General features: G+C 61.0%; 22 protein-coding genes and 8 tRNA genes. 8 read left to right on the plus strand and 22 right to left on the minus strand.

The window, feature by feature from the left end; genetic code table 11:
* The 4 genes from ABDB87_RS00235 to ABDB87_RS00250 form a co-directional block, all read right to left on the minus strand.
* On the minus strand, nt 1-219 hold a 219-nt coding region (locus ABDB87_RS00235), incomplete at its 3' end, for a calcium-binding protein (protein ID WP_428715112.1).
* A gap of 196 nt (nt 220-415) precedes the next feature.
* On the minus strand, nt 416-1,795 hold the full coding sequence (locus ABDB87_RS00240; protein ID WP_345923023.1) for a glycosyltransferase family 4 protein: 1,380 nt from the start codon (nt 1,793-1,795) through the stop codon (nt 416-418).
* Between the two features lie 149 nt (nt 1,796-1,944).
* Entirely contained in the window at nt 1,945-2,943 is a 999-nt protein-coding gene (locus tag ABDB87_RS00245; RefSeq protein ID WP_345923025.1) for a hypothetical protein, read from the minus strand.
* Between the two features lie 1,020 nt (nt 2,944-3,963).
* Nucleotides 3,964-4,482: a hypothetical protein gene (locus tag ABDB87_RS00250; RefSeq protein ID WP_345923026.1), complete on the minus strand. Its 519-nt coding sequence runs from the start codon at nt 4,480-4,482 to the stop codon at nt 3,964-3,966.
* Nucleotides 4,483-4,572: 90 nt separating this feature from the next.
* On the opposite strand from ABDB87_RS00250, the gene ABDB87_RS00255 reads away from it, so the two are divergent.
* Nucleotides 4,573-4,821 carry a helix-turn-helix domain-containing protein gene (locus tag ABDB87_RS00255; protein WP_345924641.1) on the plus strand — a complete coding sequence of 83 codons (249 nt, stop codon included), beginning with the start codon at nt 4,573-4,575 and terminating at the stop codon, nt 4,819-4,821.
* A gap of 136 nt (nt 4,822-4,957) precedes the next feature.
* Nucleotides 4,958-5,515: a cyclin-dependent kinase inhibitor 3 family protein gene (locus ABDB87_RS00260; RefSeq protein WP_345923027.1), complete on the plus strand. Its 558-nt coding sequence runs from the start codon at nt 4,958-4,960 to the stop codon at nt 5,513-5,515.
* A gap of 232 nt (nt 5,516-5,747) precedes the next feature.
* Here the strand turns inward: ABDB87_RS00260 and ABDB87_RS00265 are convergent, their stop codons facing one another.
* The 16 genes from ABDB87_RS00265 to ABDB87_RS00340 all read right to left on the minus strand — a co-directional run bounded on the left by ABDB87_RS00265 (nt 5,748) and on the right by ABDB87_RS00340 (nt 15,921).
* Entirely contained in the window at nt 5,748-7,373 is a 1,626-nt protein-coding gene (locus tag ABDB87_RS00265; RefSeq protein WP_345923029.1) for a DUF6538 domain-containing protein, read from the minus strand.
* Nucleotides 7,374-7,496: 123 nt separating this feature from the next.
* Nucleotides 7,497-7,573: transfer RNA gene (locus ABDB87_RS00270), tRNA-Asp, on the minus strand.
* A gap of 69 nt (nt 7,574-7,642) precedes the next feature.
* A tRNA-Glu gene (locus ABDB87_RS00275) sits at nt 7,643-7,718 on the minus strand.
* A gap of 23 nt (nt 7,719-7,741) precedes the next feature.
* Nucleotides 7,742-7,817, minus strand: a tRNA-Ala gene (locus ABDB87_RS00280).
* Nucleotides 7,818-7,860: 43 nt separating this feature from the next.
* A tRNA-Asp gene (locus tag ABDB87_RS00285) sits at nt 7,861-7,937 on the minus strand.
* Between the two features lie 69 nt (nt 7,938-8,006).
* Nucleotides 8,007-8,082, minus strand: a tRNA-Glu gene (locus ABDB87_RS00290).
* A 76-nt stretch (nt 8,083-8,158) separates the two neighbouring features.
* Nucleotides 8,159-8,235: transfer RNA gene (locus ABDB87_RS00295), tRNA-Asp, on the minus strand.
* Nucleotides 8,236-8,304: 69 nt separating this feature from the next.
* A tRNA-Glu gene (locus ABDB87_RS00300) sits at nt 8,305-8,380 on the minus strand.
* A gap of 23 nt (nt 8,381-8,403) precedes the next feature.
* A tRNA-Ala gene (locus ABDB87_RS00305) sits at nt 8,404-8,479 on the minus strand.
* A 114-nt stretch (nt 8,480-8,593) separates the two neighbouring features.
* On the minus strand, nt 8,594-10,003 hold the full coding sequence (locus ABDB87_RS00310) for an FAD-binding oxidoreductase (protein ID WP_345924643.1): 1,410 nt from the start codon (nt 10,001-10,003) through the stop codon (nt 8,594-8,596).
* Between the two features lies 1 nt (nt 10,004).
* Complete coding sequence (locus ABDB87_RS00315) at nt 10,005-10,382, minus strand: DnaJ family domain-containing protein (RefSeq protein WP_345923031.1); 378 nt, start codon at nt 10,380-10,382, stop codon at nt 10,005-10,007.
* Between the two features lie 2 nt (nt 10,383-10,384).
* Nucleotides 10,385-11,734 (minus strand): 30S ribosomal protein S12 methylthiotransferase RimO, encoded by a 1,350-nt coding sequence (gene rimO, locus ABDB87_RS00320; RefSeq protein ID WP_345923033.1) that lies wholly within the window; start codon nt 11,732-11,734, stop codon nt 10,385-10,387.
* A gap of 130 nt (nt 11,735-11,864) precedes the next feature.
* Nucleotides 11,865-12,413, minus strand: coding sequence for a polyhydroxyalkanoate synthesis repressor PhaR (gene phaR, locus ABDB87_RS00325; protein ID WP_345923035.1), 549 nt, complete (start codon nt 12,411-12,413; stop codon nt 11,865-11,867).
* Between the two features lie 116 nt (nt 12,414-12,529).
* A complete protein-coding gene (phbB, locus tag ABDB87_RS00330; RefSeq protein WP_345923036.1) occupies nt 12,530-13,270 on the minus strand; it encodes a beta-ketoacyl-ACP reductase in 741 nt (246 codons plus the stop codon).
* A gap of 87 nt (nt 13,271-13,357) precedes the next feature.
* Nucleotides 13,358-14,098, minus strand: a complete 741-nt coding sequence (gene phbB / locus ABDB87_RS00335) for an acetoacetyl-CoA reductase (RefSeq protein WP_345923038.1) — start codon at nt 14,096-14,098, stop codon at nt 13,358-13,360.
* A 92-nt stretch (nt 14,099-14,190) separates the two neighbouring features.
* Complete coding sequence (locus ABDB87_RS00340) at nt 14,191-15,921, minus strand: PHA/PHB synthase family protein (RefSeq protein WP_345923040.1); 1,731 nt, start codon at nt 15,919-15,921, stop codon at nt 14,191-14,193.
* 139 nt (nt 15,922-16,060) lie between these two features.
* Between ABDB87_RS00340 and ABDB87_RS00345 the strand changes: the two genes are divergently transcribed.
* Nucleotides 16,061-16,279: a hypothetical protein gene (locus tag ABDB87_RS00345; protein ID WP_345923042.1), complete on the plus strand. Its 219-nt coding sequence runs from the start codon at nt 16,061-16,063 to the stop codon at nt 16,277-16,279.
* 7 nt (nt 16,280-16,286) lie between these two features.
* Here the strand turns inward: ABDB87_RS00345 and rluD are convergent, their stop codons facing one another.
* The gene (gene rluD / locus ABDB87_RS00350; RefSeq protein WP_428715117.1) at nt 16,287-17,276 is read right to left on the minus strand and encodes a 23S rRNA pseudouridine(1911/1915/1917) synthase RluD; all 990 of its coding nucleotides are present in this window, start codon (nt 17,274-17,276) and stop codon (nt 16,287-16,289) included.
* Here rluD and ABDB87_RS00355 point away from each other — a divergent pair.
* The 5 genes from ABDB87_RS00355 to ABDB87_RS00375 all read left to right on the plus strand — a co-directional run bounded on the left by ABDB87_RS00355 (nt 17,263) and on the right by ABDB87_RS00375 (nt 22,581).
* Nucleotides 17,263-18,030, plus strand: a complete 768-nt coding sequence (locus ABDB87_RS00355; protein ID WP_345923044.1) for an outer membrane protein assembly factor BamD — start codon at nt 17,263-17,265, stop codon at nt 18,028-18,030. The two genes, rluD and ABDB87_RS00355, sit on opposite strands and share 14 nt — an antisense overlap.
* Before the next feature lie 294 nt (nt 18,031-18,324).
* Nucleotides 18,325-19,152, plus strand: a complete 828-nt coding sequence (gene panC, locus ABDB87_RS00360; RefSeq protein WP_345923046.1) for a pantoate--beta-alanine ligase — start codon at nt 18,325-18,327, stop codon at nt 19,150-19,152.
* A 209-nt stretch (nt 19,153-19,361) separates the two neighbouring features.
* Complete coding sequence (locus tag ABDB87_RS00365; protein ID WP_345923048.1) at nt 19,362-20,750, plus strand: glycosyltransferase; 1,389 nt, start codon at nt 19,362-19,364, stop codon at nt 20,748-20,750.
* A 5-nt stretch (nt 20,751-20,755) separates the two neighbouring features.
* Nucleotides 20,756-21,832 (plus strand): hypothetical protein, encoded by a 1,077-nt coding sequence (locus ABDB87_RS00370; RefSeq protein WP_345923050.1) that lies wholly within the window; start codon nt 20,756-20,758, stop codon nt 21,830-21,832.
* A complete protein-coding gene (locus ABDB87_RS00375; protein ID WP_345923052.1) occupies nt 21,829-22,581 on the plus strand; it encodes a hypothetical protein in 753 nt (250 codons plus the stop codon). The genes ABDB87_RS00370 and ABDB87_RS00375 overlap by 4 nt, the downstream gene beginning before the upstream one ends.
* Nucleotides 22,582-22,603: 22 nt before the next feature.
* Here ABDB87_RS00375 and edd read toward each other — a convergent pair whose 3' ends face one another.
* Nucleotides 22,604-24,430, minus strand: coding sequence for a phosphogluconate dehydratase (gene edd, locus ABDB87_RS00380; RefSeq protein ID WP_345923054.1), 1,827 nt, complete (start codon nt 24,428-24,430; stop codon nt 22,604-22,606).
* Between the last annotated feature and the right edge of the window lie 138 nt (nt 24,431-24,568).

The following is a 24,568-nucleotide window of genomic DNA, read 5'->3' on the forward strand; positions in this document are numbered from 1 at the left end:
GGCGCCGTCGGTGATGGTGTCCTGCCCATCTCCCCGGCCAAAGTAGTAGGTGTCGCTCCCCGTGCCACCGACAAGCAGATCATTCCCCGCGCCACCATAGAGCGCGTCATTGCCGTCGCCGCCGTCGAGCGTGTCCTGACCCTCAAAACCTTTAAGCACATCATCCTCCGTCGTTCCAGACAGAAAATCACTTGCTACAGACCCGGCAACTACAGTCATATGAAATCCTTTACTAAAACTTCTCTTATGAGTCAGTGGTCTTGGCGTTACGCTCATACTGCGAAAATTTGTGAGCGCTTAAAAATCCTGCTACTGCTTTACGCTTCTAGCAGTCCAATTTCTGCGTTCCTTGTCCGCCAATTGATTTGCGTCTATGGGTTGTTTGCAATTTATCGATCGGCATGACACGTATTCATTACTCCTGAACTCGGCTCAAACGCAGTGTGTTTTCGTAAGCCAGCAGGCCAGAATAAAGGTCGTAGGACTTGGCATCGGCTCTTGCAGCATCGCGAAAAAATTGGCCGTTGGCGGGATCATTCAGCGCGCGCAGAATTTTCTGGCTGAGAGCACTCAGATCAAAAAAAACCACCAGTTCGCCATTTTGGCGATCTCGAATGACTTCCTGCACCGGAGCGGTATCCGAGGCGATAATTCGGCAGCCGCTAGCCATGGCTTCGAGCAAGGACCAGGACAGCACAAAGGGATAGGTGAGATAGACGTGTACAGCCGAGACCTGGAGGATTGTCTTGTAAGTCTCATAAGGCACTTTCCCCAGAAAATGGATCCGGGGCAGCCATTGATCGAGCTGCTCGCCATGCGTTTCACGTAACTCGCGCAGCATCTTCGCTCGCCAGTGCGGGGCATCTTTGGGCAAGGAACCGTAGCTCTTGCCGTCACCGCCAACAATCAGGATTTGTGCGGTGGGGTGAGCTTTGAGCACTGCGGGCAGTGCACGCATGAACTGATGAAAGCCGCGATAGGGTTCAAGGTTGCGGGCAACATAGGTGACTACGGGATCGCCCACCTTGAGCGTCGTGCCATCCGGCAGCGTGAGCGAGGTGGATGGATCAGGACCGAGGTTTTCGGTGTCGATACCTTCGTGAATGACCTGGATCTTGTCCTGATAGGCCTCGGGGAAGCGACTCTTCTGCCATTGCGTCGGCGCAATCGCGGCATCGCAGTTTTGCAGATTCAGGAGATGCAAGGCATTCCAGGTGTTGATACGCAGGCGATCATCGAGCGTGGGCGGAAACTCCGGGTCAAAGCCAAAGTCTGCATCGGTCGTGGCGTAGTACCACTCGCAGAAATGGATGAGCCGGGCCTGCGGGTAGATCTCTTTTGCGTAGAGGGTTTCTCCCCAGCCGGGGTGGGCAAGGATCACGTCGGGCACGAAACCCTTGCGCTTGAGCGCCGCCAGCGCCCGCGCCACAGCTTGGCCGTGCAGCACAGCCGCTTCCATCTGGCGCAGGTAGGGGTGGGTTTCAGCCTTGGCTTCGCGGTGGAGTTTGTATTTGAACCAGGGGAAGTCTGGCAGGCCGGGCGCGGTATTGCGCCCCAGACCGACGACTTCTACATCAGGGCGGGTAGCCAGATGCCGCGCAATGTGGCGGAACTGGCCGGGGAAGTTCTGATGGATGATGAGGATGCGGCGGCGCTTCAGCGCCGATTGCTCCGAATGCGCCTCGAAACCTGATGCCCGTACGCCCCTCAAACTCTCAACGCTGACACGCCCCCGCTCTGCCACCCACCGCTCCCCCGCAAATTGAGCACACAAACCAAGAAACCTATTTGTCATTCTTTTGCACAATTTAACAGATTAAAACAAGAACGCTCTCGCCCCTCGTCAACCTGTTCTGGGTATCCAAGAATTTTGCCCGCAAGGGCATGTTCCGCTGAGAGGCAGGCTTCAGCACGGCGATATCTATGGGTTGCGAACAAGGCCGCTCACCGTGCCGCCAGCAGACTCGCGCAGCCACGCTTAGCGGCCGTCATGTTGTCGGCCTGTTCAGCGGAATACGGCACATCTTCGCCTTCGAGCAGGTAAGACCAGCCCATGACTTCGTCCTCCCATACGATGGCTCGGATGCCTTCATAGTTTGCAACAAGGCATCCATTGGTCTCCTTCGTCCAGCCGTTGGCGTTGAGCACTTCAAGGATGCGGCTCGCTTTGTCGACGGGGACCAACGCCTTCTCGACCGTAATGCCCGCCACGCCGCAGCCGACAAGCTGGCACCGGGCCCAAGTCACCTCGACATCCTGACGGGATGTTTTCTGGATCGCCGTGATGACGCGCTGGCGGTGATTCAATCCATACCCGCGTTCATCGGGGACGGACTCCACGTAAGCCACCATGGCGACGTTTGGCTGGATGCCGCTGACGGCGCCGCATTCGCCGCTCGCGACGACGTCGAGGGCACTGGCGAGCTCGCGCATCGCTTTGCCTGTTTTGCGTGTGGATTCAACTTCCAGCCAGATGACGCGCTCGCCCTTTGACGCCATCCCGTCGGGAATCTTCGTGAGATCCGGGTTGTCACGCCGGAGCATCTTCTCGGAATGGATGGCGTAGCCGCCTTCGAAGAGCAAACTGAGGATGCCGGCCGCGAGCAGGTCGTGACGCCAGGTGTGGTTCGGCCACCAGCGCTTACCGTCGGTCTCGCCCCAGTCCTTGCCGCTTCTGGCAGAGGTGTAACCCGCATCCTGCAGCAGCCGCGCGCCAGACTCCGAGAGGACGACTGAGCGGCGGGCGCCGTCGGGTAGTTGGCGGGCGATGACGAGGCGCCTCGCCAGCCACCCGCGGATAATCCTGTCGGCGCGTGTGCGTGAGTAGCTGTCACGCGGCCACATGAGGCGCCCCAGTTCGAGGCTGCGCAGCCACCCGAAACGGTGTATCCACAGCAGCCCTGCTACGTCGTTCTCGTGGCGCTGTTCAAACCCTGTCGCCATGCCTTGCCCCATTCGTCCGGGCGACCTTGCCCATGACGTATAGCGCGATCAGGCATGCATCTGACCTGTCTAATGACGCGTCTATGGCGCGCAAGAGATTTAGACAGGTCGGGAACGACTTCGCCGGGGCGCCTGCGGCCCCTTGGACCGGCTGCGCGGTGGCTGACGCCCCCTTGCGGCCACCTGCCGACGCTGCGCTCTGGACGGCAGGTGACCCTTCACGCCGCGCTGCGCTGCGGCTACAGCGTCGCCTGCGGCGCCTTGTGGGCGGCCAAGTCCCCACCTGACCTGCGGTCACCCCAAGGGGCGCTTTGCGGGCGGGCCACCGGCTTTTTCGGCGTCCCTGGTTCCTGCTGCGCAGTTCCCCGGCCCGGGCTTCGCCTGCCCTCAAAACCCGGTGGCCCGCCCGCTGCGCTGGTGGGACCTCGGCCGCGGGCTTTGCCCCCACCTCGACGCGTCGGCCGACTCGCTGCGCTCGCAAATGGCCTCCTTGCTTCGGCGGCTCCCCCACCGGGCTTTGCCCTGGACCCACGAGGGCGGCTGCCCTCGACCCGGGGGCGATCCCGCCCCCCAACCCCGACGACTACGCGGCCCTTTCCCTCGCTACGCTCGGTCCGGTGGGGCCGCTTCGCGTCGTGGTCGGCGCCCCCTTGCGTGACGATTCTTGCGGCCGTTACGCTGGTGGCCTAACGGACTCCCTGAGACTGCCGTCGCGCCGCAAATGATGCCCAAGCCCCCTGCCCCGATACTTAAAACGGTTGATGCAGAACGGTATGCAGGTTAAGATTCCCGCTCAGAAAAGCTACGTTGGCGAGTGTAAAAACGTAGTGCCGCTTGGCTCTGCCAAGCCCCACCTGGAGTGGGTATCCTCAGGGAAAGAGAATCTCGCATGCACGGCCACCAATGGTGGCCGTTGTCTTTTGGGACGCCACCTAGTCGATGCCCAGGTTGCGGGCTTCAAGCGCGATTAAATCGTTGTCGTCCGGGCTGATCTGGTACGTACAGCCCCGTCGCACGCACTCACTGCCGAAAGTTTTCACACGAAATCAGGGCCGCGACCTGCTTGGCCGCCGCAAGATAATCTTTCTTCGGCAGGCCAATTTGATGACCGAACTCATTCCAGAGTGGCACAAGCGCCTTGTATAAAAAAGAGAGGGCGAAGTCAGTATTGACAGTGCCGGGCAACGGGTAGTCCAGCCGGCGATTCCGGGTCGCCGCTCCCGTCAGCAGCAGCATCAAGCCTGTAACGAACTCCAGGGTTTGACGCTCCTCTTCTTCAAGCATGTCCCTGCCACGCGTGATACAGAGGCCATCTTGCCAATGCTGCTGATGATTCCTGATGCGGCGGCAAACATCTTTGCTGGACCCGAAGTAGAACGGATCGACTTGGCCTTCGAGCAGGTAGACGCCATTCAGGCAAGGCAGCTCACTTGGAATCGCCGGCAGGATGACCTCGTCCGATAAGTCCCAGACACTCCATTCCTCATAGTTGATGAAAGGCACCATGGGGAATGCTCCAGCAAGGGTGTTCAGCGGCATATGGATCTCGCTCGGGAATGGTCGGAATCTGATTGTGACGTAAACGCGGCTGACCCAAAAGATGCATCCGAAGACTATTCGCACATATCAATGAAGCGATGGGCGGATACAGTGCATACGGCGCGGCAAATCCTCGCGGAGAACATCAAGGTGCTTCGCTCGCAAAAAGACTGGTCGCAAGAGACCTTAGCCTTTGAGGCCGGCTTGCACCGCACCTTCGTTGCGCACGTTGAGCGCGGGGTGAGGAATATCTCCATCGACAACATCGAACGTCTGGCGACGGCGTTGGGGACAACGCCAGGGGCTTTGTTGGCAGACAGGGACAAATCAGCCATATAGGTATCCGCCGTAAATTCAAAGGAAGGATAGGCCTCTAAGAAGCAGTCACGCTAAACCCCTCATCCAATGAGACACTCTTCCGGACTATAGTGGCGGGAAACTCGGAAACCGAGGCAAGGACCGGGAACGTGCTTAGATGACAGAAATTGCTGCGAAAACCAGTCTGGACTCTCCGCTGCGGCTAAGCGTTCTTACGCTCTCGTCTGCAGGGCGGATTGGAATGACGATCTGTCCGGGCAAGTGTGCGCCTACCTCAATCGGCGGGCACCCCTGGGCGCGCGACCTCAGTATCGACTTGGAGGCCATCCGTGTTTGGGGCGCGCAAGCTGTCGTGACCTTGATGGAAGAATGGGAGCTTCGTCAATATGGTGTCAGCCAGCTGGGGGCGGCTGCTGAAGGTCTCGGTATGCAATGGTTTCACTTGCCCATCGTGGATGGCGCTGCTCCCAGCGTTGACTGGGATGAGGCGTGGTCAAGTCGACACGGCAAAGCGATTCACAGGCTTTTGGATGCAGGAGGATCGGTGCTGATTCACTGCCTGGGGGGCAGAGGGCGCACCGGAACTGTGGCTGCGAAGCTGCTGATTGAACGTGGAGCAGACGCCGATCTCGCTATCCAAAATGTGCGTGAAGCGAGAGAGGGGGCCGTTGAGACCCTTGAGCAGGAAAATTATCTACGTGCCCTGCCTCGCTAAGCGGGCAGGCAAGCATGGCCATGACGATCAGGGCGTAAAGGGCTCTCACAGTCGCGCAACTGTCTCCGCTGAAGAGGAAGGAGGCCGTCGCTTCCTCTGCGTATCCCGGCCTCAGCGCCTGGAACTCGGCCTCATGTGGCACTCCACACAAGGCCGAGGAGCAGACTCCCTCCCCTCGGGATCTCCACGTATCCGCTGAGACGACTCATCCGGAGTGATTCGCTCATGTGGCTTATTGCGGCTTCCAGACCCAGGTGAATTTGAGCTCGGGATAGGCCACCAGGTCGATGCCAGGCTTGAGGGCTTCGAGCGGAAATTTGCCGTAGTCGCGTCCGATGTGGTTCGTGCTGTGGCCAGTGATGGCGTCATGAATGTCTTCGCCTACGCCGCTGGCGCGGCAGGCACTTTTGAAGACGTGACGGAAGGCGTGGTAACACTTTTCGCGACCGCCCACATCAAGGGCGGTGCGCCAGCGCCCCCACCATTTGCCCCAGCTGGCGCCGCGACGGCCGTACTTGGGGTCGGGCTTGAGCTCAGGGAACAGCCAGATTTGTTTCTGATGCCGAAGATGCCGGATGTAGTCGAGAAAACCGTGGTCGATCAGCTTCTGGGCGATGGGAATTTCGCGCCGGCTGCCGACGTTCTTGAGCCGCTTGATTTGTTTGTCGGCATTCTCGTCCTTGAGGTCCAGGATGCGCAGGTACGGAATACGGGCTTCGGTCTTGATGTCAGCGAGGGTGAGCTGACACAGTTCTTCAAGTCGGGCGCCGCTGTAAAGCGCCAGGAGCGGAAGCCATGCTGCGGCTTCGCCGCCGCCCGCACGCGGGCGGTGAGCCTGAGTGTAGATGCGTGACGCGAGGAGCGTGTTGAGGTCTTCGACTTCGAGATCCCGTCGCGTGCTGTCCATGTCGTTCTTGGGGACCTTGATGCCTGCAGCCGGGTTGGCGGGGAGTTTGTCGGAGTCGAAGGCGAACTGCATGATGGCCTTGAGGAAGGAGAGGTCCTTTTCGACTGTCGCCGGGGAGACTTCCTTGAGGCGGGCGTCGCGGTAGGCGACAAAGTCGGCCTTGAGCAGCTGTTCGGCGGGTTTCCTTTTGCTCAGGACGTCGAAGGCACGCACGCGTTTTTCGAAGTCGTCGATGGTGCGTTGTGGCCGACCGGGCACGGCGTCGCGCCAGTACTCGAAGAGGCTGTAGAGCGAGGTGCCGTTGCCTGCACTGCCGGAGTGTGTGCTTGGTTGCGCGGGGATCGCGGGAAGCACGCGATTCGGCGGTGTGGGCGGTGCGCTGCTGACGGGAACAGGGTCGCCACGCATGCGGGCCAGCAAGGCTTCGTTGGTGCGGATGGCGCCGTGCAGATAGGCCAAAGCCAGACGGTCAAAGTCTTCAGGGCGTCCAACAGGATTGAGTTTCTTGAGCCGCAGGTATTCTTCGACGGCCGGCCGGATCAGTGCGAGGTCGCGAATGGCGGCAGCGTCCCGCAGAGTGTTGATGCTGTCAGCCAGCCGCTCACGGTACTCACGGATTTCTTCGATGTCGTAATGGCCGCCGCTACGGATGATTTCGTCACCAGCCAGCGATTCGTGCTCGACCATGGCGACGACGTAGGCGATGCCCGCATCGTTGAGGGCAAGGTCGGTCAAGCCATCGGTCGCGGCCGCACGCAGATTTGCCCATTCTTGCTGGTACTTGAGCTGTACGGCAGGCAATAGCCGACGCGCTTCGCTCAGCGATTTGGTGCGCAGGGATTCGGTGATTTCGCGCTTCGGGTGATAGAAGCGCAACAAATCAGTCGGGATACGCGCACGAAACTTGTAGATCGCGCCGACTCGCGCAAGATTGGTTGGCAGTGCAGGCACTTCGGGCTCCTCGTGGAGTCCGTCCTTCTTCTCGCCTTGTGTAACACCTTTGTGTAGCACTTTCAAAACAAAACGCCTTGCAATCCCGTGGAAACCACGATTCTACAAGGCGTTAATGTTTTTTGGCGGAGTGGACGGGACTCGAACCCGCGACCCCCGGCGTGACAGGCCGGTATTCTAACCAACTGAACTACCACTCCATGCCTGCTGCCGGAGCAACAGGCCTTGCACTGCTTCACGCTGCGAACTGCTGCAACGCTTTTCGAATCTGGCGTCCCCACGGGGATTCGAACCCCGGTTATCGCCGTGAAAGGGCGGTGTCCTAGGCCTCTAGACGATGGGGACCTGAACTACTTTCTTCGCAGGAGTGGTGGAGGTAAACGGGATCGAACCGATGACCTCTTGCATGCCATGCAAGCGCTCTCCCAGCTGAGCTATACCCCCTTGCAGACAGAACTCCTGCACTTCCTTGCGAAAGTGCCGGTGTTGGCGGAGTGGACGGGACTCGAACCCGCGACCCCCGGCGTGACAGGCCGGTATTCTAACCAACTGAACTACCACTCCATGCCTGCTGCCGGAGCAACAGGCCTTGCACTGCTTCACGCTGCGAACTGCTGCAACGCTTTTCGAATCTGGCGTCCCCACGGGGATTCGAACCCCGGTTATCGCCGTGAAAGGGCGGTGTCCTAGGCCTCTAGACGATGGGGACCTAGCCGCAGTTGCCTGCGGTACTCAAGGCTTCCACCCTGAGAAACAAAAACCGCCCTGAGGCGGCTTTCGCGAGTTGGCGGAGTGGACGGGACTCGAACCCGCGACCCCCGGCGTGACAGGCCGGTATTCTAACCAACTGAACTACCACTCCATGCCTGCTGCCGGAGCAACAGGCCTTGCACTGCTTCACGCTGCGAACTGCTGCAACGCTTTTCGAATCTGGCGTCCCCACGGGGATTCGAACCCCGGTTATCGCCGTGAAAGGGCGGTGTCCTAGGCCTCTAGACGATGGGGACCTGAACTACTTTCTTCGCAGGAGTGGTGGAGGTAAACGGGATCGAACCGATGACCTCTTGCATGCCATGCAAGCGCTCTCCCAGCTGAGCTATACCCCCGTCCAACGAAGAAGCCGAATTTTAGACAACGACCTTGGCTACGTCAAGCATTCAAACCAAAGAATTTGATGAAAAAGTACATGGATGCAATATGCATCTGAATTCAAAATGAAATTACAACACCTTGCCAGGATTCATGATGCCGGCAGGGTCGAAGACCCGCTTCACTGCCCGCATCAGATCAAGCTCGACCTCGCTCTTGTAACGGCGGATTTCTTGCCGTTTGAGTTGGCCGAGACCATGCTCCGCGGAAATCGAGCCTCCAAGCTGATGAGCAATGTCGTGCACGATTCGGTTGACCTCGGGCGTTCGGTCGATGAAAGCTGCATTGCACGCTCCCCCCTCCGCCATCGACGGGTTGTAGTGCAGATTGCCGTCACCGGCATGGCCGAAAGCCACAATGCGGACGCCAGGGAACGCGGAACTCAATGCAGCATCGGCCTCTTCGATGAAGTCCGGTATCCGGCTCACCGGCACCGAAATGTCGTGCTTGATGCTGATCCCATCCTTTTTTTGCGCTTCGGAAATGTTTTCGCGCAGCTCCCAGAGCGAGCGGGCCTGCGCCTCGCTGGCGGAGATGGCTGCGTCAAGCACGAGATCCGCCTCGAACGCCTGGGCGAGCACCGCCTCCATCTGCCCTGCAAGATCCGCCTGAGGGTCACTGTCTGCCAGTTCGGCAAGGACGTACCAGGAGGAGATTTCCTGCAGCGGGCGAACCAGACCCGTCATTTTTTTCAGGGTGAGCTCGTGCGCCGCCGAACTGACGATCTCGAACGCCGTCAGGCGCTCTGCGGTCCGCTGACGCAAAAGCCCAAGCAGGGCGATGGCGCGACGCACGTCGGGCACTGCCAGCCACGCCACCACCCGGCTGGCCTGGGGGGGAAAGAGCTTGAGTGTTGCTGCGGTGATGATTCCGAGCGTTCCTTCGGCGCCGATGAAGAGTTGCTTGAGGTCATAGCCGGTGTTGTCCTTGCGCAAGCCCCGCAAGCCGTTCCAGATGCGGCCGTCAGGGAGCACAACCTCGAGCCCCAGTGTCAGCTCGCGCATGTTGCCGTAGCGAAGTACCTGTACCCCGCCAGCATTGCTTGAGAGATTGCCTCCGATCTGACAACTGCCCTCGGATGCCAGAGACAGCGGAAACAGTCGCCCCTGCATGGCTGCAGCAGCCTGAACCGAGGCGAGCGTACAACCGGCCTCTACCGTAATGGTCGAATTGTCGAGATCAAGATCCCGGACCCGGTTCAGTCTGCTGAGTGAAACCACGACTTCCGACTGGTCCGGATGCGGCACGCTGCCGCCTACCAATCCGGTGTTCCCCCCTTGAGGCACCAGCGGAACCGCGGCCTCGGCACAGGCCTTCACGACTGCGGCGACCTCTCCGGCATCCGCCGGGCGAACGACGCAGCGTGCCCGCCCCTTGTAACGCCCGCGCCAGTCCTCTTCGTAGGCAGCGCATTGCGCCTCGGCTGTCAGCACATTTTCACGCCCGACGATCGCGCTCAGTGACTCCACGAAATCCTGCACGTCAGACCTTTCCGACCAGTTTATGGACGTACTCAAGCGGGATGACAAGCTGAGGGCGGCCGGCCTCGGCCAGCATGAGATTGATCCGGTTGAGGCGATCCAGCAGACCCGCACGCTGTGCGGGCAGCCCTGCCGCGCCCGACGCTTCGCCCAGGGCCGCAAGCTGGAGCGCAATCGCGACGGCTTCCCTGCGCATTTCCAGCTCCGGCGGGATGAAACCCGCGTTACGCAGAACGCGGTAGCCGGCCCGGAGTTCTTCCGGCACCAGACCAAGATCCTCTTCGGGCAGGGGCTTGCCAGCGCCTTCGAGATGATCGAAAGCGCCCGCCTCCATCGCCCGGGTAATCCGCTGCTCGGCCAGAAGATCGAGCAGTAGCACGCTTACTCCTCAGCCCAGACAGGCTCGGCGTAAAGATCGTGCACATCGCAGTCCGTGACGCGGACCTGGTAGAACTTGCCGACTTCCATGTCTCCACCTTCAGGTACGATCACCAGACCATCGATTTCAGGCGCATCGCCTTCGGAGCGGCAGATTGCGCCCTCTTCCGGATCGATCTGATCCACGATTACGACGATCTCCCGCCCGATTTTCTCTTCGAGTCGCTGCGTGGAAATGTCCTCCTGGAACTCCATCAGACGCCGCTTGCGCTCTTCCCGCACTTCGTCCGGCAAGGCGCCGGGCAGTTCGTTCGCGGTTGCGCCTTCCACCGGCGAATATGCAAAAGCGCCGACGCGATCAAGCTTGGCCTCTTCAAGGAACTGCAGCAGCTCCTCGAACTCGGCCTCGGTCTCTCCGGGAAAGCCGGTAATGAAGGTGGAGCGGATGGTGATGTCCGGGCAGATCTCGCGCCAGCGCCGGATCCGCTCAAGGTTGTTCTCGGCGTTCGCCGGCCGCTTCATGGCTTTCAGGATCCGCGGATTGGCATGCTGGAAGGGCACGTCAAGGTAAGGCAGGATCAGACCGTCGGCCATCAACGGAATGATGTCATCCACGCTGGGATAGGGATACACATAATGCAGGCGCACCCAGACATCCAGTTGTGAAAGCTCGCGGCAGAGGTCGTAGAGCTTGGTCTTGACCGGACGCCCCTCAACAAACCCGGTCCTGTACTTCACATCCACCCCATACGCGCTGGTGTCCTGCGAAATCACGAGGAGCTCGTTCACGCCGGCATTCACCAGCGTTTCGGCCTCGCGCAACACGTCGTGAATAGGCCGTGAGACCAGATCACCGCGAAGGGACGGGATGATGCAGAAACTGCAACGGTGATTGCAACCTTCCGAAATCTTGAGGTAAGCGTAGTGATCCGGAGTCAGCCTCACGCCCTGGGGCGGGACGAGGTCGGTAAAAGGGTCATGCGGCTTGGGCAGGTACTGATGCACTGCCGTCATGACCTCTTCCGTGGCATGCGGCCCGGTAACGGCCAGCACCTTCGGATGAACCTGTTCAACGATGCCACGACCATCGCCGTCTTTCTTCGCGCCCAGGCAACCGGTCACGATAACCTTGCCGTTCTCGGCCAGCGCTTCGCCGATCGCATCAAGTGACTCTTCGACGGCAGCATCAATGAAACCGCAGGTGTTCACGACAACGAGATCAGCGCCATCGTATTGCGACGCCACCTCATAGCCTTCAGCACGGAGTCGGGTCAGGATGCTTTCGGCGTCGGAAGCCGCCTTGGGACAGCCAAGGCTCACAAAACCGACGCGAGGAACAGAATTCTTGCTCATGAATGGGGCTCTCTGAAAACACAAGGCGCAGCCAGCTGGCTACGCCTTCATAGTCCGCCATTCTAGCAGTTGGCCCGCAAAACACTGCAGACGACAAAACGGCGTCCCTGGACACCGTGGAACCTGCAGCTTATTTCCTGTCCGGATCGTTTCCCGGGAAAGGGAAGTTGGTAAACATGTTGCGCGTCTGGTTTTCGATCTGTTCCTGCATCTGGGTGAACATGCGCTTGCTCTGCTCCATGTAGGTACCCATCATGCTCTGCATGGCGGGCCCCTGGAAATTCAGGAACTGTGTCCAGAGATCCTTGCTCATGGGGCTGTTTTCGCCGTACAGGCTCTTGGTCTGCTCCTGCAGCTTGGCCTGCATGTCGGTAAAGGCCGTAATGTTGTTCTCGAGGTAACGCCCCATGAATCCCTGCATGGCGTTACCGTAGAAACGGATCATCTGGGCCAGCAGATCGCTGGTGAACATGGGCGCGCCGCCGCTCTCCTCTTCCAGAATGATCTGCAGCAGGATGCTGCGGGTGATGTCTTCGCCGGACTTCGCATCAACGACCTGGAAGGTTTCCTGACTGAGGACAAGATCGCGAACGTCGGCGAGCGTGATGTAGCAACTGGAGGCCGTATCGTAGAGACGGCGATTGGGGTATTTCTTGATCAGTCGGAGTTGGTCGGCCATGTCGTGTCGTCCCCAGCGTGTTGTCGTTTATATGTGGCTGCCATGAAATTATAGCAGTGCACAAAATGACAACCCCGCAACGGATTGCGGGGTTGTTGCGCAAACAGCTACGGGACTCAACACATGTGGAGGCCGCCGTTGATATTGAGGGTCGCCCCGGTGATGAAGCCGGCCTTGTCGGATGCGAGGTAGGCGCAAAGATCTCCGATCTCGTCCGGCCTTCCCAGCCGGCCGACAGGAATCGTGGCCACGATCTGCTCGCGCACCTCTTCCTTGATCGCCATCACCATGTCCGTTCCGATGTAGCCCGGCGCAATCGCATTCACGGTGACGCCTTTCTTGGCCACCTCCTGGGCCAGCGCCTTGGTGATACCGAGAATCCCCGCCTTGGCGGCGGAATAGTTGGCCTGACCGAACTGGCCCTTGACGCCGTTGACCGATGAAATGTTGATCACCCGGCCAAAACCGCGTTCCGCCATCAGAGGCAGCAGTGGATGGGTGACGTTGAAAACGGAATCCAGATTGGTCGAGAGCACGGCATCCCACTGCCCCTTGTCCATCTTGCGGAACATCGCATCCCGCGTGATGCCGGCATTATTGACCAGCACATCAATGGGCCCGAGCTCCGCCTCGATCTTCTTTACCATCGCGACACACTGGTCGTAATCGGTAACGTCCGCCTCTCCGATGGCAAAGTCATACCCCTCTGCCTTGCACTTGGCCAGCCATTCCGCTGCGGGCGGGAATGCAGGCAAGCAGTTTGCCACGACCTTCCAGCCGTCATGGGCCAGCGACTTGCAGATCGCTGTACCGAGACCGCCCATGCCACCCGTCACCAATGCCACGTTTTTTGCCATCTCGTATCACCTCCAAGTCCGCTACACATGCCGGTACGCTGGGGAAGGCATACCGGCAACCGATGCGTGGCCGCGGCCAGCGCACCATCAGTACATGTGCTGCCCCCCGTTGATGGATATGTTCGCGCCGGTCAGAAACGCCGCCTCGTCCGAGGCGAGATAGGCGACCAGCCCTGCGACTTCTTCCGGCTTGCCCAGTCGCGACACCGGAATCTGCGGAAGGATCTTCGATTCCAGGATTTCATGCGGAATGGAGGTCACCATGCGGGTTCCGATATAACCCGGCGAGATGGTGTTCACGGTCACCCCGAATTTGGCCACCTCCTGGGCAAGCGACTTGGTGAAGCCATGCATGCCGGCCTTGGCCGCCGCATAGTTCGTCTGGCCAAACGCCCCCTTCTGTCCGTTGACCGATGCAACGTTGATGACGCGTCCCCACTTGCGGGCCGTCATGCCGTCCATGACCTGCTTGGTCATGTTGAACACCGAATCCAGATTGGTATGCATCACGGCATCCCAGTCGGCCTTGGTCATCTTGCGGAAGGTCATGTCACGCGTGATGCCGGCGTTATTGACCAGCACATCGACGGGCCCCACCTCTTTTTCTACCTGCGCCACACATGCTGCACAGGAATCAAAGTGGGTCACATCACAGGGAACTCCGATAAAGCCATATCCAAGGTGATGCATTTTCGTCAGCCACTCCTGCGCGGAAGCATTCGAAGGAGAGTAAGTGGCCACCACCCGGTAGCCCAGTGCTGCCATCTTCATGCAGATCGCCTCGCCCAGCCCGCCCATACCTCCCGTTACCAGTGCCACATGCGGCATGCATCCTCTCCTTTGTTCATCAGGCTTGCCCGTTTCTAATCTGGTTGCGGGTTTCGGGCTGTGGCCCGCAATCAGTGAATCACACTGCTCGTTCAGGCACGCTCCTTCACATAGCAGCCGGGAGCCGCTTCGACGGGTTTGTAATCGCGTGAGCCAAGCTTGCTGCGGGCGGCAATCTGGTCACCGCTGTGCCGTGCCAGCCACGCCATCCAGTGCGGCCACCAGCTCCCGCGCTGCTCCACCGCCCCAGCCAGCCATTCATCGCTCGTAGCCGCTGAATCTTCATTGGTCCAGTAACTCCGCTTGTTCTTCGATGCCGGATTCACCACGCCCGCGATGTGGCCGCTGGCACCCAGCACGAACGTGGTCTCCCCCGAGAGCAGGCGTCGACCGAGATAGGACGTTTTCCAGGGGACGATGTGATCCTCCCTGGCGGCGATGAAGTAGGCAGGGCACGCAATGCGCCCCAGATCGACCGACTGGCCCAGCATCGTAAGTTTGCCGGGCACGCGCAGATTGTTTTCGAGATAGGTATTGCGAAGGTAATAGGCCGCGAAAGGTCCGGGCAGGTTCGTGCTGTCGGAATTCCAGTAGAGCAGGTCAAACGCGGTCGGCTTGTTGCCCTTCAGATAATTGTCGACGACATAGTTCCAGATGAGGTCGTTCGGCCGCAGGCTTGAAAAAACCTGCGAAAGCTCGCGGGCCGTCATGAGCCCTCCTTTGCCGATGCCGGCCTCGCTCGAGGCTACCGACGCTTCATCTACATAACAGGAGATATCCCCCGTTTCGGCAAAGTCGAGCATGGTCGTCAGGAAGGTCACGCTCTCTGCCAGATCTTCTCCGCGAGCCCGCGCAACAGCCAGCGCAGCGGCCAGCAGCGTGCCCCCGATGCAGAAGCCGAGCACGTTGGGTTTCTCGACCTTGCTGACACGGCGCACAACCTCGATCGCCTGTAGCACGCCCTTGTCGAGATAGTCATCCCAGCCCAGGGAAGACTGCGCGGCTTTCGGGTTCCGCCAGGAGACCAGAAACACGGTAACGCCCTGCTCCACCGCATACCGCACAAAGGAGTTTTCCGCCTGCAGATCAAGGATGTAATACTTGTTGATGCAGGGCGGGACGATCAGCAACGGACGGCGGCTGACCTTTTCTGTCAGCGGCGCATATTGCAGCAACTGCATCACTTCATTCTGATAGATGACCGAACCCGGTGTGGTGGCAAGATTCCCTCCAACCTCGAACGCACTGTCATCCGTCATCGATATGCGGCCCTTTTCAAGGTCCGCAATCAGATTCAGCAATCCCTGGGTCAGACTCTCGCCACCGGTATCGATGGCCTTGCGCACGACTTCCGGATTCGTTGCCGCAAAGTTCGAGGGCGCCAGTGCATCAATGCATTGTCGCATCATGAACTGCATGCGATTCCGGGCGCTACTGTCCGGAATCGGCAGCATCTCGGCGACGTTGCCCAGAAACCGCGCATTGAGCAGATAGGCCTGACGCATGTAGTCATGAAGCGGGCTGTCAGCCCACTCGGGAGCATTGAAACGACGGTCTCCGGCAGGCATCGCGACGACCGGGGCAACGCTCTCCCCCTGCTTTCGATGCAGCATGGACTCCCAGAGTTTCGCATGCATCTCTGCATGCTCGCGATTCAGGGCGGCCCATTTTTCCGCCGTTTCGGGTGGTACGCCGGGCAAACCGGGCAACACCGGCATGCTGCGGACATCCCGCGAGCCGAACTGACTGAACACCCCTTGTACGAAATTCTGGCTCGCCTGCATCCAGGCTTCTGCCGCGGCTTTCGATTGCTCCGGACTCATCGACGGGCACTCCCCGGGAAAATTTGCGTGAGGATGTCCGCACGGGGCGGACACCTTGCTGCCAGACCCTGCTTGCCCCGAAAATGAAGGCAAAAAGATTGTTGCCCTGCACAAAACCAAGCGTCAAGGCGCTACCCGAATGTACATCATTGCCATTGCATGGCTCTTTACGGCCTCACTGCTGTCGATCGGTCAGAGCTCTGTTGTTGCGGGCGTGCTGACATTTCTGTTTTGGGGACTGCTGCCGCTATGCCTTCTTCTCTGGCTGATCGGCACTCCTGCCCGGCTGCGCCGAAAAGCTCGGCGTGAAAGGACGAGCGTGAGTGAGCAGACCGCCCAGGAAGACCGCTCCGTCTGATAAAGCCTCAGTCCGCAAGCGACTGCTGCAAAGCGCTGAGCAAGGTCTGAAAATCTTCAGCCAGAGGAACTTTCCAGAGCAACTCCCGGCCTGTTTCCGGATGTCTCAGTCCGAGCTGGAACGCATGCAAAGCCTGCCGGTTGAAGCCTTCCGCGATCGGCAACGAGCGGCGCAGGCCGTAGACCGGATCTCCGATGAGCGGAAATCCCAGATGCGCCATATGCACCCGGATCTGGTGTGTACGGCCGGTATCGAGAATGCACTCGACCCACGCGCACCCCCGGAAGCGCTCAAGCACGCGAAAATGCGTCCGGGCTTCACGACCACCCGCAATGATTGCCATCTTCGTCCGGTGGACGGGATGACGGTCTATCGGCTCGTCGATGGTGCCCTGAGGAGGCGGATTGCCCATGACCAGCGCAGCATAGTGGCGCTTGACCGTACGTGCCTGAAGCTGGCGAACAAGGTCCGTCTGCGCCTGAAGCGTTCTGGCCACGACCATCAGTCCGGAAGTGTCCTTGTCGAGCCTGTGCACGATGCCCGCCCGGGGAATTTCAGCCAGTGCCGGATCATGCGCCAGCAGCGCATTGAGCAGTGTGCCGCTCCAGTTGCCGCTTCCCGGATGGACCACCAGGCCGGCCTGCTTGTTGATCACGAGGATGTGTTCATCCTCGAACACGACCTCCAGCGGAATATCTGCCTCCGGCGCGTCCGCCAGGGCCTCTGGCGGAGGCGCTGCGCGAACCTCCAGCCTTTCGCCGCCATTGAGGCGCATCTTCGGATCGTTCAGGACCCGGCCCTCACACAGCACAAGCCCGTCACGAATCCAGGCCTGGAGACGGCTGCGGGAAAACTCCGGAATCAGTCCGGCAAGCGTGGCATCCAGTCTCTGTCCACCAGCTTTACCTGGAATGACGAGAATCCGGATGTCGGGGGCAGCCCTTCCGCTATAATCGGGCTCATTGTTTTCGGATGGTGTCGGCATGATCAAGTCCACCCTGCGTAGTCTACCGGTAGTTCTCGCACTTTGCTTCATCGCTGCGTGTGGATATACCCCCCCCAAGCCGGGCTCCACGGCCAAGGATCCCCAGTCGGCCTACAAGGAGGGCAAGGATCTGCTTGACGACGGTTCCTACGACTCGGCCATTACGGCCTTCGAGCAGCTTGAAGCCCGCTTCCCCTATGGCCGTTACGCCCAGCAGGCCCAGATCGACACGATCTATGCCCACTACAAGCTTGGTGAAATGGAGTCTGTCGTCTCCTCGGCCGATCGTTTCATCCGTCAGCACCCGAATCATCCTGCAGCGGACTACGCCTATTACCTCAAAGGTCTGGCCTACGAAAACTCGAAGACGGACGAATGGCTCCCCTTCCTGCCACGACAGCCTCTCTCCGAGCGCGATGCCAAGGGCGCCCAGAACGCGTTCGACACCTTCCGCCAGCTCGTGACCAACTATCCCGACAGCCGCTATGCCGAAGACTCGCGCAAGCGCATGGCCGAACTCGTCGAGGCGCTGGCGACTCATGAGCTGAACGCGGCGAACTACTACCTGAAGCGGCGTGCGCCGGTCGCTGCGGTCAATCGTGCCCAGTACATCATCGTGAATTACTCGAACTCGCCAGCGGTCGAAGAGGCACTTGCGATCCTGGTCAAGAGTTACGACACGCTGAAACTCGACAAGCTCCGGAACGACGCCGAACGGGTTCTTCGCCAGAATTATCCGCAAAGCAGATTCCTGGCACAAAACTAAGCCCGGCGGCCATGACGGTTTGCCGGCCCACGCCCGCAAACCGCTTATCCGGGCATTCCCGGGGATGGCCTGATATGGCGAGGATTGGGCACATGACTCATCCAGCCATACAGGCCGCAGACACCCGAACTGGCTGAATTTGCCGTTCCGGATACCGCCGTCGCAGCCATTGCGAGACCTTCCCCCGGAGGGCAAGCCGGCCCTCCGAGTCCCAACATGAACGAACCCCGCGGGGTTTGCACTCGCAGCCAGCGTGGTGCATTCTGCGCGACTCATCCAGTTCCAGCACCTGTCATGCAGATCCACACCACCATCCGCAGCCTTCAGGCAGCGCTTGCCGATTCAGGCCGGATTGCCTTTGCCCCGACCATGGGCAACCTCCATGCAGGCCACATCAGCCTCATGCGCAATGCGCAGGCTCATGCGGACACGATCGTTTCAAGCATCTTCGTCAATCGCATCCAGTTCGGGCCCAACGAAGACTTTGACCGCTATCCGCGAACCTTCCAGGCGGACTGCGAAAAGCTGGAGGCCAATGGTGTTCATCACGTCTTCGCGCCAGACGAACAGGAACTCTATCCGTCGCCCCAGCAATATTTCGTAAGACCGGCGAACGCACACGACTCCATTCTGGAAGGCGCGGTCCGACCCGGACACTTCCAGGGCGTGACGACCATCGTGAACAAACTGTTCAACATCGTAGGGCCCGATGTCGCGCTGTTCGGCAAGAAGGACTACCAGCAGCTGATGATCATCCGCAACATGGTGCGCGAGCTCAACATGCCGATCGAGATCATCGGCTGCGAAACGGTGCGGGCGGAAGACGGCCTGGCGCTCTCCTCGCGCAACGGCTATCTGTCACCCGCGGAACGCGCGGAAGCGCCACGGCTGGCCGCCGTGCTGCGCACCGTGGCAGACGCCGTTCTGGCAGGCGGAAGCAACTACGAAGCGCTGGAGAGTCGCGCCCGGCAGACCCTTGAAGAGCATGGCTGGCAGCCGGACTACGTTGCGATCCGCAATCGCAGTGACCTGCAGGCGCCGCGCGAGAGCGAGACACTGGTAGTACTCGCGGCGGCCCGACTGGGCGCCACCCGTCTGCTCGACAATCTCGAGATCGGCTGAGCCGGACCTGCAAGCGAACTCTGTGGCATTTTGTCTACGCAAATGCCACAGCATGCGAACGATGTGTTCAGATCGTGGCATTGCGCACAATGCATGCACGAACGGAGAACATGACTCTGGCCCGATCAGCCTGTCTGCTTCCAGCACTTCTGCTCGCACTGGGTGGCATGCCGGCAGCCTCCGCGGCAGTCGAATCGCGAGAGCTGGTCATGACCCCGACACTCGGAGGCGCCGGCCCCGTGCCGACAGCCAGCGCCCCCGCACGCTCGACGGCACATGACACCCTGCCGCTGCGGCTCACGCGCGCCTTCCCGCCGGAAGGACAACGTCATCCCGAGACAATCGTCGGTTCAGGGCTTTCAGGGAAGCTTGCAGGCGCCTGGCTGCGTGATGCCGCACTTGGTCTTCTGGCCATGCTCGCAGCACTCACCCTGCTCAACAGTCTGGCCGGGTGGATGATTGCGCTGCGGCGTCGCGCCGAGCGGCCACTTCAACCCGCCGTCATGACCCATGCAAACTGGCCAGTCATCTCGATCCTCATTCCCCCGCGAGGCAATGCGCGCGCCCGGATCGAGCGGGTCCGCGAACTTGCAGAGGCCGATTTCGACTATCCCGCCGAGCGCATCCATTTCGTGATCGCCCACCCCGAAAACGATGACATGCTGATTCATGCCATCGAGGAGCTGCGCAAGCAGCGAGAGGGCCGTGTCCATCCTCTGCCCTGTCCGCCTGCAGGCGAGCAGGGCCTGTCAGGACTCGTCGAGTCCGCCATGACCTGCTCGGCAGGCGACGCGCTGGTCCTGCTGGATCAGGATCTCCCCGTACCGGCTGACTGGCTGCGCAGCGCGGTGTCCCCCCTGCTCGATCCGGCAACGGCGATCGTCGTCGCCCGCTGCGTGGGAATCGCACCCGAGGCCGGCGCCGCTGCTCGCCTGGAAATGCTTTCGGCTCAAGCGGACGCACGCATCGTGACGCAGTCAGACGCGCTGGCCCGACTTCTGGCGGGCAAGGCACGGATCCGTGCGCTGCGTCGCCAGGCGCTGAGGACCACCCGGCTGAAGGGACGAGCCCTGAGCGAGGAACGCATCGCGCTCGAACTCGCGGGACAAGGCTGGCAAGCGGCGCTGCTGGATGGCCTGAGCTACCGAAAGGACGCCATCGGCCAGGGGCTGCGCTTTGGCACGGCCATCCGTTGCCTTGGCCTGATCTCTGGCTTCCTGAAGCCGCGCTTTCCCGCCATGGCACGGCGACAGATCCGCGCGGCGCTGGGCACTGCGCTGGCCATGCTCGGCTGGCAAGCCATGTTCCTCTGCGGCATCGTGCTCTACTTTCTCGGAGAGCCTCTTGCTGCCGGTGTCGCTGTCATGCTCTGCGCATTCACCGCTTTCGATTCCCATGGCGTTCCCGACTCGGCATTGCGGGCAGCCATCCTGCCTCCTGAAGGTGCTCAGCGGGAAGATGCATGCCTGCTTGCCCTGATGCCAATGTGCTATCTCGCCCGGCAAGTGCAGGGGCTGCTGCCGGTGCGGCAGCTCACGCCCCGCGACCAGGCTCTTGAGCCGGACACACCTTCCACCCTGCCTGCCGAATCTTTCTGACCCGGATGAACGACCTGCCCGATGGCCTCCTGCTGATTCCGCTGTGCATCGCGATCTGCGGACTGCCTTTCCTGCCGGCCCTGCTGGCAGCACGCAAGCTCCCTCGCAGCACCACCGGAGCGCAAGGGACCGCAGACTCCAGCGCACAGTGCGAGAGCTTTCGCAGTCTCGTCGAAAGCCGTTTTGCCAGCCTGATCAACCTGGCACGCACCAACGGCACCATCCGGGGCACCAATGATCATGGCCAGCCCTATATCGTGCTCGGGTTCCAGAGCCATCTGGCCCAATACCTTGCTCCCGACTCCAGACGACTGCGCAGTTGCGTGATTGCCAGCGGTCATCTTGATATCCCGGGAGAACTCGTCTGCGACCGCGAACTCTTTGCCGAAGGACGGATCAATCTCGGGCACCATGCGCTGGCCAAGGCCATGCTGTCTCACCGTGACATTGCGATCGGTCCGCGCGCCCGCGTCACCCATTGGGTACGCAGCGACCGTCGCCTCGATATCGCCGAGGCCGCAAGCATCAAAGGCTGGGCGAGTGCGGGCATCGAAGTCGTGCTGGCCCGGCGCGCGCGTTTCCGCAAGGTACTGGCGCCGGAAATCCGTTTCGGACGCCAGCGCGAAGCTGGCGACACCCGCAATGCCCCCGACACGATCGGCTCCTTTTCGCCACCGGCGCGCAGCGGTGAGCAACCCGGCAACGGACACCATCTGCAGATCCCGGCGCAACACACCATGAAAGGTGACTTGGTGCTGTCTGGCGTGCTGACGGTCGGAGACGGCTGTCATCTCATCGGTCGCATCCGCGCAGACAAAGGCATCGTGCTGGGTCAGGACGTGCGGGTGGAAGGCGCCATTCACGCAGGTGGCGATATCCGGATCGGTGCTCGCTGCAGCATCAGTGGCCCGGTCATCTCGTCGGCAGGCATTCACGCGGACCCCGGCTGCGTCTTCGGAAGCAGGGAGGATCCCTGTACGGTCAGCGCCGAAACCATCCTGATCGGAGAAGCAAGCCTCGCTCACGGAACGGTTCACGCCCTCCGGCACGGCGAGGTGCTGGCGGAACGGAGCGGCGCATGAGCGCTTCCGGCAAGCCCGAAAAACTGCCGCTGCGGCGCCGCCTGAGAGACGTCATTCGCCGCAACTGGCGCGACATCATGGCAGCCAGCCTCCTCATGGCAAGTCTGCTGCTGCTTGCGGGGATGCTCGTTCCCGGCATCCTGATGCTCTGGTCGGAAGCGCTCGCCCGGCTCACCAGCCTTGCCGGCATTCAGCATGTATCCGTCATGCAGATGCCGCTGCTGATTCCCGGTCTGCCCCCCCTGCAGGTGCCGATCATCGAGCACCCGCTTGGCATGATGGAAAATCGGGACTGGCTGACAAATCTCGGCGGAGCGAGCCTTGTCTTCCTGCTGGCCGGCCTGCTGCCCGCTTCACGCCGGACGCTAATCCGCACGCTGTGCGTCCTGCACGGACTTTTCGTGATCATGGCTGGCGTCGCCGCGGCAGATGCCGACGCCTTCGCGCGTCACAGCGCCGCGCTGGGCGTCCTCACCCTGTGCCTGATCGCGGCACTCCCGGTTTTTCTCTGCCTGACGCACTCGATCATCGAACCGGTGTTCTCACGCCGCCTGCTCACCTGGTTTGCGGCCAGCAGCTATCTGGTGCTGGCTCATCCGGTAAAACTGGTCGGTCACCTGCTGGCGACCGACCTGATGGGTCCGCTTGCCCTGCCTACGCTGTTCCTCGCGTTCGGGCCAGCGCTCGACCTGCTCGCGCTCATCGCGCTTCACAGCTGGGTGGCGAGCTGGCGCAGGTCAAGCCCCTGACCCTGAGGTCGGGAGCGCGCACTTACTCCTCGAAGTTGAAGACCGTCGCCCCTTGCTCGGCGCCGCTGACCGCCGCGCGCATGCCACCGAAAAGCTCGCGTCCCAGACCGCGCTGCTCAGCCTGTCCTGAAAATACGGCAAGGGGCCGCGCAGCAAATGCAACCTCATCCACCTCGATGCGCAACACCCCCGCTTCGGCATCCAGCTCGATCATGTCGCCATCCTTGACCCGGGCCAGCGCGCCCCCGGCCAAGGCTTCCGGCGTGACATGGATGGCCGCCGGTACCTTGCCGGATGCTCCCGACATGCGGCCGTCGGTGACCAGTGCCACCTTGAAGCCCTTGTCCTGCAGGTTGGCGAGCGTGGGCGTGAGCTTGTGCAGCTCCGGCATGCCGATCGCCATAGGCCCCTGAAAGCGGATGACGGCGATGAAGTCCTTTTCAAGGCTGCCGGCCTTGGCCGCAGCCAGCAAGGCGTCCTGACTTTCGAAAACCACGGCCGGCGCGCGCACCAGACGATGCGAGGATTTCACGGCAGACACCTTGATCACCGCGCGACCAAGGTTGCCGGTCAGCAAACGCAAGCCGCCGTCTGCACTGAAAGGTCTGGCAACACTGGCCAGCACCGCATCATCACCGCTTTCAGCGGGAATATCCTTCCAGACCAGGCTGCCGTCCCCATCAAGTGCCGGCGTTCTGGCATAGGCCGCCATGCCCTTACCAACAACAGTCTGCACATCGTCATGCAGCAGGCCGGCGGACAGCAGCTCGTGAATCACCCAGGCCATGCCGCCTGCTGCGTGGAACTGATTCACGTCCGCACCACCGTTCGGATAGACCCGTGCGAGCAGCGGGATGACCTTGGAGAGGGCCTCGAAATCGCTCCAGTCAATGATGAGGCCCGCCATGCGCGCCATGGCGACAAGGTGCATGGTGTGGTTGGTGGACCCTCCGGTGGCAAGCAGTCCGATGATCGCATTGACGATGCTGCGCTCGTCAATCATCCGTCCGAGCGGTGTGAACTCGCCGCCATTGGCCGCGATGCTCACGGCACGTTGCGCGGCAGCGCGTGTCAGCGCCTCGCGCAACGGTGTGCCGGGCGACACGAAGGCAGCCCCGGGCAGATGCAGTCCCATCATTTCCATCATCATCTGGTTGCTGTTGGCCGTGCCGTAGAACGTGCAGGTGCCAGGAGCGTGATAGGACTTTGCCTCGCTCTCCAGCAAGGCCTCCTGCCCCACCTCGCCTGCAGCATAGAGCTGCCTGACCTTGGCCTTCTGATCGTTGGAAATCCCCGTCGGCATCGGCCCTGCCGGCACGAAGATGAAGGGCAGATGACCAAATCGCAAGGCCCCCATGAGCAGTCCGGGCACGATCTTGTCGCAGATACCGAGGCAGAGCCCCGCATCAAACATGTTGTGCGAGAGTGCGACGGCCGTGCTCATCGCAATCACGTCGCGCGAGAACAGGGAGAGGTCCATCCCGGGCAGGCCCTGGGTGATCCCGTCGCACATCGCGGGCACGCCGCCCGCAACCTGCGCTGTTGCGCCGACCTCTCGCGCAGCAGCCTTGATGACATCCGGATACACGCCGTAGGGTTGGTGAGCGGAGAGCATGTCGTTGTAGGCCGTCACGATGCCCAGATTTGGCGCCTTGACGGACATGATGCGCAGCTTGTCGTCAGCCGGGCTGGCGGCGAAACCGTGAGCAAGATTCGTACAGCCCAGCTGACCGCGATAGGGTGAGCCCGGAATCGCGGCCTCGATGTGTGCCAGGTAACGTGCCCGGCGCTCCTTGCTGCGTGCAGCAATGCGTTCGGTCACGTCGGAGAGGATCGGATGAAGAGCCATGTTGCTCACCTTGGAAAGCGGGAACGAGAATCCGAAAGTAGAGGAATGCGGCCGCTCGCACAAGCTCCGGGCACAAACCGGTGCCATCCCGGCGATAGCCAGACGAGGCCGAATTACCTAAACTCAGAGGCAAACCAC

The organism is Uliginosibacterium paludis (genome assembly GCF_039631355.1).
GTDB lineage: Bacteria > Pseudomonadota > Gammaproteobacteria > Burkholderiales > Rhodocyclaceae > Uliginosibacterium > Uliginosibacterium paludis.